This is a genomic window from Vibrio barjaei (genome assembly GCF_001639065.2).
In the GTDB taxonomy this organism is placed as follows: domain Bacteria; phylum Pseudomonadota; class Gammaproteobacteria; order Enterobacterales; family Vibrionaceae; genus Vibrio; species Vibrio barjaei.
In genome coordinates, this window is record NZ_LQXO02000042.1 from 120615 (window position 1) to 133405 (window position 12791).

Here is a 12791-nt window from a genome sequence, read left to right on the forward strand (position 1 = left end):
CATGAAATTGACCAAACGCTCCGAGAGCGTCAGCAAAAATGAAAACAAGTTAGGTCTAAGCCGCCGAGCTTTCATGCGTAATTCATCCATTGCAGCTGGTGGTTTAGCAGCAGGTGCCTATGCGTTTGCGCCAGGAATGATTAAAAAAGCCGAAGCGAAAGAAGTGCCAATCGATGCGAAAACAGAAGTAAAACGTACTATCTGTTCTCACTGCTCGGTAGGTTGCGGTGTATACGCAGAAGTTCAAAATGGCGTTTGGACCGGTCAAGAACCAGCTTTTGATCACCCTTTTAACGCCGGCGGTCACTGTGCGAAAGGCGCAGCTTTGCGTGAGCACGGACATGGCGAACGTCGTCTAAAATACCCAATGGTGTTGGAAGGCGGTAAGTGGAAAAAGCTCTCTTGGGACGAAGCTATCGAACAGATTGGTAACAAGGTCCTTGAGATCCGTAAAGAGTCGGGCCCTGACTCGGTTTATTGGTTGGGCAGTGCCAAGCACAACAATGAACAAGCCTATATGTTCAGAAAGATGGCATCGCTTTGGGGGACGAATAACGTCGACCACCAAGCCCGTATTTGTCACTCTACAACTGTATCGGGTGTTGCAAACACTTGGGGTTATGGTGCGATGACGAACTCTTTCAATGACATGCATAACTGTAAATCAATGCTGTTCATTGGTTCTAATCCAGCAGAAGCACACCCTGTTGCAATGCAGCACATTCTGATCGCCAAAGAAAAGAATGGATGTAAGATTGTGGTTGCGGATCCTCGTCGAACCCGAACGGCTGCAAAATCTGATCATTATTGCTCACTGCGTCCGGGTACCGACGTAGCGTTCATCTGGGGTATTTTGTGGCATGTCTTTGAGAACAACTGGGAAGACAAAGAGTTTATTCGCCAACGTGTATTTGGTATGGACGAAATCCGTACGGAAGTCGCGAAATGGAATCCAAAAGAAGTAGAACGTGTAACAGGTGTGAGTGAAGCAGATGTCTACAAAGCTGCGAAGATCCTGTCTGAAAACCGTCCGGGAAGCATCATTTGGTGTATGGGTGGTACTCAACATACGACGGGCAACAACAATACTCGTGCATACTGTGTTCTCGAGTTAGCGTTAGGTAATATCGGCCGTTCTGGCGGTGGTGCCAACATCTTCCGTGGTCACGATAACGTTCAAGGCGCAACAGACCTAGGTGTACTATCTCATACGTTACCCGGCTATTACGGTCTAGCAGACGGTTCCTGGAAACACTGGGCTAAAGTATGGGATGTTGACTATGAATGGATTAAAGAACGTTTTGACCAAAACGAGTATCGCGGCAAGAAACCGATGAACAACATGGGTATTCCTGTTTCTCGTTGGATTGATGGTGTCCTTGAAAACAAAGACAACATCGAGCAAAACGATAATATTCGTGCAATGTTCTACTGGGGCCATGCGGTTAACTCGCAAACTCGTGGTGTTGAGATGCAAAAAGCAATGCAAAAACTCGACATGATGGTTATTGTTGACCCATATCCAACACACGCTGCGGTTATGAATAACCGTACTGATGGTGTGTATCTTCTGCCAGCAACGACGCAGTTTGAAACTCACGGCTCAGTAACAGCATCAAACCGTTCACTTCAGTGGCGTGACCAAGTCATTGAACCTCTGTTCGATTCAAAACCAGACCATGAGATCATGTACCTTCTGACTAAGAAGCTTGGTTTTGAGCAGCAGTTATTTAAGAACATTAAAGTCGAAAATAACCAGCCAAACATTGAAGACATTACTCGTGAATTCAATAAAGGCATGTGGACCATTGGCTATACCGGTCAAAGCCCAGAGCGTTTGAAACTGCATCAACAAAACTGGCATACCTTCCACAAGACCTCCTTGGAGGCCGAAGGCGGTCCTATCAATGGTGAAACCTATGGTCTTCCATGGCCATGTTGGGGTACACCTGAAATGAAACACCCAGGTACTCATATTCTTTATGATACATCGAAACCTGTGGCGCAAGGTGGTGGTAACTTCAGAGCTCGATTTGGTGTGGAATTTGAAGGAAAGAGCTTGCTTGCAGAAGACAGTTACTCTCTGGGTTGTGAACTTGAAGATGGCTATCCAGAGTTCAGCGACAAGCTTATTAAACAACTGGGTTGGTGGGGCGATCTAACACCGGAAGAGCAAGCCGCTGCAGAAGGCAAAAACTGGAAGACCGACCTATCTGGTGGTATCCAGCGCGTTGCGATTAAGCATGGTTGTATGCCATTTGGTAATGCTAAAGCTCGTACAATTGTTTGGACTTTCCCTGACCGTGTTCCTTTGCACCGTGAGCCTCTTTACACGCCAAGACGTGATCTTGTTGTTGACTACCCAACATGGGATGACAGCGAATCAATCTACCGTCTACCAACCATGTATAAGTCGATTCAGGATCAGGACAAATCGGAAGAGTACCCAATCGTACTGACTTCTGGGCGTTTGGTTGAATACGAAGGTGGTGGGGAAGAAACACGTTCAAACCCGTGGCTAGCTGAACTACAACGTGAAATGTTTGTTGAGGTTAACCCTAAAGATGCTAATGACATCGGCTTTAAAGATGGTGACATGGTATGGGTTGAAGGTGCAGAGAAAGGACGAATCAAAGTCAAGGCGATGGTGACACCTCGTGTTAAACCAGGTTTGGCGTTTATTCCTTTCCACTTCGGCGGTAAGTTCCAAGGTGAAGATCTTCGTTCTAAATACCCTGAAGGTTGTGACCCTTACGTCATAGGTGAAGCAGCGAACACTGCAACAACCTATGGTTATGATCCGGTGACTCAGATGCAAGAAACTAAAGTCACTCTCTGTAACATCACGAAAGCGTAAGGAGTCATAAGATGGCTAGAATGAAATTCCTATGTGACACCAAGCGTTGTATCGAATGTAACGGTTGTGTCACTGCATGTAAAAATGAAAACGATGATGCGCTTGAGTGGGGCATCCAACGTAGACGTGTTGTTACGTTAAACGACGGTCTACCTGGTGAAAACTCAATATCAGTTGCGTGTATGCACTGTACAGACGCGCCATGTATGGCGGTGTGTCCAGCAGACTGTTTTGAGCATACCGAAGATGGCATCGTACTTCATAACAAAGACCTTTGTATCGGTTGTGGTTACTGCTTATTTGCATGCCCATTTGGTGCTCCGCAATTCCCGAAACAGGCGGCATTTGGCGAACGCGGTAAGATGGACAAATGTACATTCTGCGCTGGCGGTCCTGAAACAGAAGACAACTCTGAAGAGGAACGCGCAAAATACGGTGCTAACCGTATTGCAGAAGGTAAGTTGCCTATGTGTGCTGAATTGTGCTCAACAAAAGCATTGTTAGCGGGTGATGCAGAAAAAGTGTCTGATATCTTCCGTCAACGTGTTGTAGAGCGCGGCGCTAAGAATGCTGGCTGGACTGACGGCAATGATCTGGCTTACGACGCAACGAAAAGCTAATGGAGAGCTCTATGCCTATTTTGTTTAAAGAACAAGGTTTGCTTAGAAAATTGGCTCTCTCACTGCTGCCTTTATTGGCCGCAGTGATGCTTGTACTGTCGTTTGGAGTAAGAGCAGAAGAGAGTAAAAGCAATCAAGTCGTTAGAGGTGAGATGACGCAACTCGCGGGTGCGGATTATTGGCGTCACGTGAAAGAAGGGGTGGAAGGCACAACAACGTCTGCTTCTCCTGAACATGGGGTGTTAATCAGTACGCCAGGGGAAACGTGGTTTATCCTCAAAGAAAAATGGATGTCACCTGCTGCAGCTGTCGCAATCTTTGGCAGTATCAGTATGGTGGTATTGATGTACTTCTTAGTTGGCCCTTTGAAACTAAGCGGGGCTCGCACCGGCAACAAGCTACGTCGTTGGTCGAGAATGGACCGTGCTCTCCACTGGAGTATGGCGTTTACCTTTCTAACGTTGGCATTTAGTGGCTTAATGCTTGTCTATGGCAAACACTTTATGAAGCCTTATGTCCCGACCGAGCTATGGGGTTGGACAGTGTATCTCGCTAAGCAATACCACAACTACATGGGACCAATTTTCTTTATTCTGTTGTTTGCTGTTCTATTTAAATGGTGGAGAAAGTCCATCTTTAATAAGACAGACATGCAATGGTTCATGAAACTTGGTGGAATGGTCGGTAAGCATAAAGGCTCGCACCCATCTGCTGGATTCTCCAACGGTGGTGAAAAAGCGATTTACTGGTTGCTTATCTTCTTTGGTGCTATCGCGGCAGTGAGTGGTCTTATTCTCGATTTCCCTATCTTTGGGCAAACGAGAAAAGATATGGAGCTATCTAACCTAGTTCACATGTTCTCAGCTCTTATCCTGATTTGCGGATTCGTGTTCCATATCTATATCGGTCTATTCGGAATGGAAGGGGCATTAGAAGGGATGGTTACTGGTGACGTTGACGAAACTTGGGCGAAAGAACACCACGATCTTTGGTACGAGGAAATGAAACAAGGTCAGAGCGGCGAAGGTGCAGCGACGGCAAACGAAGCCAAACCTGAGTCCGTAAAACCAGAGCAGAAACTAACGTAAAGGGGTAGAGAACTTTATGCACCAACATCATAAAGGTATTTGGGTGGCGTATATCTTAAGTTTGTTTACGCCGTTTACTTTGTTACTGTCTGGCGTGATTGCCATCATTTATGCAGGCTACCGTTTAGACAAAGGTGAAGATAGCGAAGTAGTGAACTCTCACTATTATGGTTTAATTCGTACGTTCTTTTTAAACCTAACTTTCTTTGTTGTCTTAATCGTAACGGTAGCAACATCGAATGGGCTATTAAAAGGTGTGACTAATTACTGGTACAAAGCCAGTTGGATAGACCAAATTGCAAATATTATTCCTTACGTTGGGATGTTATTTGCTGCTGTCGCAATTGTTATGTGGATTATTCGAATGTTCATGGGAATGAGCAAGCTCAATCAAAATATCGCGATGACATTTGGTAATACTGAACAACCTATACAACACTTACCATAACGTCGAAAAGCTCCTTTAAGGGGCTTTTCTTTTATCTCTCATTTGTTGCTTTAACAATATTGCTACATATTGGTGCGTACCAATTTGGTGCTCTTTCACTATATTGGTGCGATATTAAAGCCCGTACTTTCTAGCTTACTGATTAGAAAGCGCATCTTTACCCAATTATTCAATGGCTTAGTGCTTATTTTTCATTTGGACAATAAGTGGAATGCTAATTGCCTAATACAACGTTCGATTTTAGTGCTCACTATTTTGGTGTGCTTAAAGAATAAGAAGCACAGAGATTGTGCATTACATGGATTGAATCGTTGCAAAGGAGCAATTAGCACATGACCACTTCGGTAGAGCAAGTACATGGAGCCGTACAAACACTAACGCAAAGCTCAGACACACTATTTTTACTATTGGGTGCCATCATGGTGTTTTTAATGCACGCTGGCTTTGCGTTCCTTGAAGTGGGGACCGTTCGCCATAAAAACCAAGTGAACGCACTGGTAAAGATACTCGCCGATTTTGGTGTCTCGGCAATCGCGTACTTTTTTATCGGTTATTGGGTTGCATACGGGGGCACTTTCTTTGCAGACGCTGAGACATTGTCACAAGGCAACGGATACGAGCTAGTGAAGTTCTTTTTCTTACTAACATTTGCCGCAGCAATCCCCGCCATTGTTTCTGGTGGTATTGCTGAGCGTGCGCGTTTTTACCCAATTCTTCTTGCCACTTTTTTTACGGTTGGTATCGTCTATCCATTGTTCGAAGGCATGATTTGGAACGGTAACTTCGGATTTCAAAACTGGTTAGAACAGAGCTTTGGCGCAGGATTTCACGACTTTGCTGGCTCAGTCGTTGTACATGGCGTTGGTGGTTGGATCGCGCTGGTCGCGGTTATCTTTTTAGGAATGCGCAAAGGACGAGTTCGTGCGGGCAAACATACTAACTTTGCACCTTCTAACATTCCTTTTTTAGCGTTAGGAGCTTGGATTCTTAGTGTCGGTTGGTTTGGCTTTAACGTCATGTCAGCGCAAACTTTGGAAGGCATCAGTGGCCTTGTTGCTATGAATTCGCTGATGGCGATGGTAGGTGGTATCTTGGCGTCGTTAATCGTCGGAAAAAATGACCCTGGCTTTATCCACAATGGTCCTTTAGCTGGTTTAGTGGCTATTTGTGCAGGTTCCGATTTGATGCATCCAATTGGCGCACTAGTTACTGGCTCAGTTGCGGGAGCATTGTTTGTTTGGGTGTTCACCTACTTACAGAATAAAACTAAGGTCGACGATGTATTAGGCGTATGGCCTTTACATGGGCTTTGCGGTGTATGGGGTGGTATTGCTGCTGGGATATTTGGACAGCAAGCTTTGGGCGGATTAGGGGGCGTTAGTTTCGCTTCTCAGCTTGTTGGCACGGTAGCGGGCGTGGTAGTTGCGGTAATCGGTGCAGGGATAGTATATGGCATTCTGGATAAAGTAGCCGGGTTACGACTTTCTGAGGAAGATGAATTTAACGGAGCGGATCTGGCGATTCACAGAATATCCGCCACCAACGAAGACTAAGTACGTAAGAGCACCCAGGAAATACTTGGGTGCTTATCATATTTCCACTATCTAACTTACTGAATCTAAGTAAATTTAGACTATGGTCTAATCCCCAAAACTACTGTTGTTATTGCTTCCGTGTTACTCTTATTAAAACAACGATAAGTCAGCACAAGGAGTGTTTATGAAGTTTCCCTATAAAAATGTTGTCGTATTAACCGGGGCAGGTATTTCGGCAGAATCAGGAATACAGACTTTTCGTGCACAAGATGGACTTTGGGAAAATCATCGAATCGAAGATGTAGCGACCCCTGAGGGATTTGCGAGAAACCCAGAGTTAGTCCAGAGTTTCTACAATCAACGACGTCAGAAGCTTCAACAAACCGATATCCGACCCAATGCGGCTCATATTGCTCTTGGGGAGCTAGAAAGGCAGTTAGAAGGTACAGTAACGGTCATCACTCAAAACATCGATAACCTTCATGAGCGCGGTGGTAGTGAGAATATCATCCATATGCACGGAGAGTTGCTTCGTGCTCGCTGCTCAGAATCTGGTCAGGTCGTCGAAATGGCGAATGACATCGAAACGGGTGATTTGTGCCATTGTTGCCAGATTCCATCTCAAATGCGTCCCCATATTGTTTGGTTTGGCGAAATGCCGTTAAAAATGGGTGATATCTATGCGGCATTAGAAAAAGCAGACTTGTTCATATCTATAGGAACCTCTGGGGTTGTTTATCCCGCAGCAGGTTTTGTCCATGACGCAAAAATGCATGGTGCGCATACGATTGAAATTAACTTAGAACCTAGTGCGGTTCAAAGCGAGTTTGAAGAGAAGCGCTATGGCAAGGCAAGCATAGAAGTGCCAAAACTGGTTAGAGAGATTTTAGCGTTACAGACCGAGGATAAGGCGGCTTCATAAGGTCATTTATTACCGACTTAAATAAAAATAGCCCTCTAGTATGAGGGCTGTTTTTATTATTCGTTGAAATAACTGTGGTTAGTTATCTACTTTTAGCTTTTGGAAGTACTCTTCGTACAGCGCGCCAGCTTCGCCAACTTCATCTTGCCATGTACCTGAATCCATCACCTCTTGTGGTGGGAACACGTTTGGATCGTTAGCAAACTCTTTTGGAAGTAGAGGATAAGCCGTCTTAACCGGAGTCGGATAACCAATCTCTAAAGCAATTTTCGCTGCATTTTCTGGACGCAATAAGAAGTCGATCATCTTGTGTGCAGCATCAATGTTTTTGGCACCTGAAGGGATAGCAAGGCTGTCCATCCAGAAAATTGCACCTTTCTCAGGCCAAACGATATCGATTGATGCACCTTCTTGACGAGCCATGTACGCAGAACCGTTCCAAAGCATACCGAGTGACACTTCACCAGCAAGGTATGGGTTAGCAGGGAAATCAGAGTTAAACACCAAAACGTTTGGTACCAGTTTTCTTAGCTCTTCGTACGCTGCTTTGATTTCGTCTGGGTTTGTAGTATTCGGTGAATAACCTAATTTAGTCAATGCAATATGGAATACTTCACGAGAGTCATCCATCATCATCAACTGGCCTTCCCACTGAGGGTCCCAAAGGTCATCCCATGAGCTTACTGCTGATTTATCAAGCATGTCAGTATTGATACCAATACCGGTTGCACCCCAGATATAAGGGATTGAGTATTTGTTATCTGGATCAAAAGGTTTATCTAAATAATTAGGATCCAAATCTTTGAAGTGAGTGAGTTTTTCTTTATCAATCTCTTGAAGCATGCCTTCTTTACGCATCTTAGACACGAAGTAGGTCGATGGTACGACAAGATCGTAACCTGAACCTTGGGTCTTTAGCTTTGCGTACATGCTTTCGTTGGATTCATAAGTAGAGTAGATGACTTTGATACCAGTTTCTTTGGTAAAGTCTTCTAGTACTTCGCTAGGAATGTATTCAGACCAGTTGTAGAAGTAAAGTTCTTCGTTGGCTGCAAACGCCGGGGTAGTGAGAAGAGTCGCCGCACAAAGTGCGCCTGCATACAATTTGCTTTTCATTACTTTTCCGTTTGTATTGGTAGACAAAGAGTCTCTAAGAGACATGACAATATAGGAAAGTAGGGGTTCCTATATTACTTTGCACGCCATCATTATTTGATGTGCATCACAACATTATATCAGTCAATGATTGAATACTCTATGTGGGAATTTACAAAAATTAAACGTTTAGAACGATATAGCAGCTCAATCACGAAAAAAGGTGGCAAATGCCACCTTTTTGTTAATTATGCTATGAGTTACTGACCAGCTTTGAGCTTCAAGAAATAATCTTCATAAACCACGGTTTTATCACCAACAGCGTCTTGCCACTCGACTCGATCTAAGTCTTCTTGAGAAGGGAATAGAGCTGGGCTGTCTTTGAACTTTTCATTCGATGCTTTTACGGCTGTTAAGTAACCGGTATCTCGAGAAATTTGTTCAGCAATTTCAGGACGCAGCAAGAAATCTATCATCTTGTGAGCCGCTTCGACGTTTCTCGCTCCAGAGCTAATAGCGAAGTTGTCTACCCAACCAATGCCACCTTCTTTAGGGAACACAAGCTTGATTGGCAGCCCTTCGGTTTGAGCTGCAGCGGCGGAACCGTTCCAAAGCATACCAACACCAACTTCCCCAGACATGTATGGTGCACCTGGGTTATCTGAGTTAAATACCAATACGTTTGGCATCAGTTTTTGCAATTCGGCATACGCTTCGTCGATCTGTGCTTTATCCGTGGTGTTTCCTGAGTAACCAAGTTTACGTAAAGCAATATGGAATACTTCACGAGTGTCATCCATAAGCATCAATTGACCCTCTAGCTCAGGTTTCCAAAGGTCAGCCCAGCTCGTAAACTCTTCTGGGTCATACATGTCTATATTGACGGCTAAACCTGTAATCGCAACGACGTGTGGAATAGAGTAATCATTGTTAGGATCGTATGGCTTATCCAAATAGTTTGAATCTAGGTTGCTGAAATTCGACAGTTTTGATTTGTCAATTTTCTGTAGCATACCTTCATCGCGCATTTTCGCTACGAAGTAGGTCGAAGGAACAACTAAGTCATAACCCTTATTATGCGTTTTTAGCTTTGCATATAAAGTTTCGTTCGACTCATAAGTTGAGTAGATCACTTTAATGCCAGTTTCTTTAGTAAATTGTTCTAGGATGCTGCTATTGATATACGGCCCCCAGTTCATAAATACTAATTCTTGATCATCTTTAGCACTCGCTGCTCCTGAAAGTAGAGAGAGTGCACATGCACTACCAGCTAATAAAGTAGCCCATTTTTTCATTGACGTTAGCTCCAAAACAAACGCTGCCCGAAGGCATAGATAGAAAAAGAGCAGAATGTCGACGCCATTCTGCTCCCGCAAATAAAATAGCGATGTTACTGATTTATTTCACTTTCTCTCTAGCAAGCAGTTGCGAAGCAACAACAAGAATTAGAGAGACAATTAACATAATGGTTGCCAGTGCATTCACTTCTGGCGAAATACCCACTTTTACCATTGAGTAGATCTTCAACGGTAGGATTTCGTAAGTCGGGCCTGTTACAAACGAGCTGACAATCACGTCATCCAATGAAAGTGTAAATGACAACAACCAACCAGCGGCAACAGCAGGCTTAGCAAGAGGCAGGATTATCTGTTTCAGGATTGTCCATTCACCCGCACCTAAGTCTTTCGCAGCTTCAAGCATTTTCACATCGAACCCTTTTAGTCGGCTATAAACAGTGACAACAACAAAAGGAAGACAGAATGTAATATGCGCAATTAACAAGCTAAAGAAGCCAAGTTGTGCCCCCAATACTAGGAAAATAGCCAGCAACGAGATTGCCATCACAATGTCAGGAGACATCATGACAATGAACAGCAGTCCGCTAACCGCACCTTTACCTTTAAACTGGTAACGGAAGAGGGCAACTGCGGTCAAGCTACCAATTATCGTAGCCGCGGTTGCAGAAAACACAGCCACATTCAGTGAATGCCATGCAGCCTGCATTAAGCTGTCGTTGTTAACTAAAGCGTGATACCACTTTGTTGTCCAACCTCCCCATTTCATACCAAATTTGTTGGCATTGAACGAGTTGGCAATCAATACGATGATCGGTAGATATAAGAACGCATAAACTACCGACATAAAACTAAATCTAACTACGCGTCCCATTATTCTAGCTCCACTTTACGATTCAAGAGCTTGCCTGCTCGGTAGTAGGCATACAACATTACTGCCATCGCAGCGGTAAGAGCGATACTTGTCGCAGCACCAAACGGCCAATCACGTGCATTCAAAATCTGACTCTTAATAACGTTACCAATTAGCAAGTTCTTCGCACCGCCAAGTAGGTCAGCGATATAGAACATACCAAGTGCTGGTAACAGTACTAGCAAGCAGCCACCAATAATGCCAGGCATAGTAAGCGGCAAAATAACTTTCGTCAGCGTCTGCCATTTGTTGGCTCCCAAATCTTTTGCTGCCTCAATGTACGTGCCATCGAGTTTTTCGATCGCGGAGTAGAGCGGCAAAATCATAAATGGCAACAGAATATACACTAGGCCGATCATCACTGCCGTTTCGGTGTACATAATGCGGAGTGGTTTGTCGATAATGTCCATTGCCAATAAGCTTTTGTTCAAGATACCTTGTGTACCGAGCACAATCTTCAAGCCGTAGGTACGGATCAATGAGTTAGTCCAAAAAGGTACGATGACCAAGAACAACATAAACGGACGCCATTTTTCAGGCATCTTTGCAACGATATACGCAAACGGATAGCCAATGACTAAGCAAATCAAGGTTGCAACAATCGCCATGTAAAATGAATGGAACAACACCTTGGCATAAAGTGGGTCCAACAATCTTGCGTAGTTGTCCAATGTGAACGTCATCTCAATGAGGTTGGCTTCGTCTCGGGTCAAGAAACTGGTGCCAATGATCATCACGTTAGGAATGAGTACAAACAGTACTAACCAGCTAACGATCAGAGTGATGATGGCGTTTTGTAAATTAAATCTCTTGCTCATCTTTTAGCACCACTTCCCAGCTCTCTACCCAAGTTACCGCCACTTTTTGACCTAACGAGTGGTCAACATCAGGATCATCTTCGTTAAAGAACTCGCTGACCATGACACGCATACCTGATTCTAGTTCGATAACTGAATCTAGAGTCATACCTTTATAAGTACGCTCTGCAACGTGACCAACGATACCTTTATTTTCAGACTCTTTGATCTCTTCAATGCGCAAATCTTCAGGACGCAAAAGAACTTGAAGCTTTTCTCCCGCTTCAAACGCTTTGTCGTAATAGACGATGCTATCTTGACCTTCGATCTCTGCTTTGATGCGCTTGTCATCAATTCTCTCGCGAGCAATGGCGTTAAATACATTAATTTCGCCAATGAAGCGCGCTACAAATAGGTTTTTGGGTTCTTCATAGATTTCGCGAGGCGAACCGTCTTGTTCAATCACACCATCACGCATTACGATAATACGATCTGACATAGACAACGCTTCTTCTTGGTCATGGGTAACGAAAATAAAGGTAATACCTAATTGACGTTGTAGCTGTTTAAGCTCAATCTGCATTTGTTTACGCAGTTTGTAATCAAGAGCAGATAGAGATTCGTCGAGAAGCAATACTTTTGGTTTGTTAACAACTGCTCGAGCGATAGCGATACGCTGCTGTTGCCCACCAGATAGCTGATGTGGCTTACGTTGTGCCATCTTTTCTAGGCGTACCATTTTTAGCGCTTCGAGAACACGTGGCTCAACTTCTGCGTTAGGTACTTTCTGCATGCGTAAACCAAATGCCACGTTTTCAAACACGGTCATATGAGGGAATAGGGCATAGCTTTGAAAAACGGTGTTTACATGCCTCTGTTCAGCAGGGACGTCCGTTACATCTTGGTCAGCTAGGGTAATTCGGCCATTATCAACCGTTTCAAAACCAGCAATCATTCGAAGTACGGTGGTTTTACCACAGCCCGAAGGACCCAAAATAGTGAGAAACTCACCATGATTAACGTTTAAGTTAAGATTCGCGATGATTTCCTTACCATCGAAACTTTTACTTACACCTGATAGCTGTACTACTGGTGTTCCTACTGAATGTTTAGCGTTCAACGTCTGTTTTTCTCCACCTTGGCCGAAATTTAGAATTGGCCGGTTGCTATACACATTTAAGGCGCGCATCATAATCACCAATTGAGTGAATTCAAAGCATT

Annotated in this window: 11 protein-coding genes; 6 read left to right on the top strand and 5 right to left on the bottom strand. The window is 44.1% G+C overall.

Annotated elements, in window-relative coordinates; translation table 11 throughout:
- Nucleotide 1: 1 nt before the first annotated feature.
- The 6 genes from AWH66_RS18990 (at nt 2) to cobB (ending at nt 7470) form a co-directional block, all read left to right on the top strand.
- Nucleotides 2-2857, top strand: coding sequence for a formate dehydrogenase subunit alpha (locus tag AWH66_RS18990; RefSeq protein WP_063606692.1), 2856 nt, complete (start codon nt 2-4; stop codon nt 2855-2857).
- An 11-nt stretch (nt 2858-2868) separates the two neighbouring features.
- Nucleotides 2869-3477 carry a formate dehydrogenase FDH3 subunit beta gene (fdh3B, locus tag AWH66_RS18995; RefSeq protein WP_006075147.1) on the top strand — a complete coding sequence of 203 codons (609 nt, stop codon included), beginning with the start codon at nt 2869-2871 and terminating at the stop codon, nt 3475-3477.
- 86 nt (nt 3478-3563) lie between these two features.
- On the top strand, nt 3564-4565 hold the full coding sequence (locus AWH66_RS19000; protein ID WP_420882870.1) for a formate dehydrogenase subunit gamma: 1002 nt from the start codon (nt 3564-3566) through the stop codon (nt 4563-4565).
- A gap of 16 nt (nt 4566-4581) precedes the next feature.
- Nucleotides 4582-5013: a hypothetical protein gene (locus tag AWH66_RS19005; RefSeq protein WP_063606691.1), complete on the top strand. Its 432-nt coding sequence runs from the start codon at nt 4582-4584 to the stop codon at nt 5011-5013.
- Between the two features lie 332 nt (nt 5014-5345).
- Nucleotides 5346-6566, top strand: coding sequence for an ammonium transporter (locus AWH66_RS19010; RefSeq protein WP_063606690.1), 1221 nt, complete (start codon nt 5346-5348; stop codon nt 6564-6566).
- A 166-nt stretch (nt 6567-6732) separates the two neighbouring features.
- The gene (cobB, locus tag AWH66_RS19015; protein WP_063606689.1) at nt 6733-7470 is read left to right on the top strand and encodes a Sir2 family NAD+-dependent deacetylase; all 738 of its coding nucleotides are present in this window, start codon (nt 6733-6735) and stop codon (nt 7468-7470) included.
- A gap of 78 nt (nt 7471-7548) precedes the next feature.
- Here the strand turns inward: cobB and AWH66_RS19020 are convergent, their stop codons facing one another.
- The 5 genes from AWH66_RS19020 to potA form a co-directional block, all read right to left on the bottom strand.
- Nucleotides 7549-8586 carry an extracellular solute-binding protein gene (locus AWH66_RS19020; RefSeq protein ID WP_063606688.1) on the bottom strand — a complete coding sequence of 346 codons (1038 nt, stop codon included), beginning with the start codon at nt 8584-8586 and terminating at the stop codon, nt 7549-7551.
- 239 nt (nt 8587-8825) lie between these two features.
- On the bottom strand, nt 8826-9860 hold the full coding sequence (locus tag AWH66_RS19025) for an extracellular solute-binding protein (RefSeq protein WP_063606687.1): 1035 nt from the start codon (nt 9858-9860) through the stop codon (nt 8826-8828).
- 103 nt (nt 9861-9963) lie between these two features.
- Nucleotides 9964-10734 carry a spermidine/putrescine ABC transporter permease PotC gene (gene potC, locus AWH66_RS19030; RefSeq protein ID WP_006075154.1) on the bottom strand — a complete coding sequence of 257 codons (771 nt, stop codon included), beginning with the start codon at nt 10732-10734 and terminating at the stop codon, nt 9964-9966.
- Nucleotides 10734-11591: a spermidine/putrescine ABC transporter permease PotB gene (gene potB, locus AWH66_RS19035; protein ID WP_063606686.1), complete on the bottom strand. Its 858-nt coding sequence runs from the start codon at nt 11589-11591 to the stop codon at nt 10734-10736. The genes potC and potB overlap by 1 nt, the downstream gene beginning before the upstream one ends.
- A complete protein-coding gene (gene potA / locus AWH66_RS19040) occupies nt 11575-12762 on the bottom strand; it encodes a spermidine/putrescine ABC transporter ATP-binding protein PotA (protein WP_167360972.1) in 1188 nt (395 codons plus the stop codon). The genes potB and potA overlap by 17 nt, the downstream gene beginning before the upstream one ends.
- Between the last annotated feature and the right edge of the window lie 29 nt (nt 12763-12791).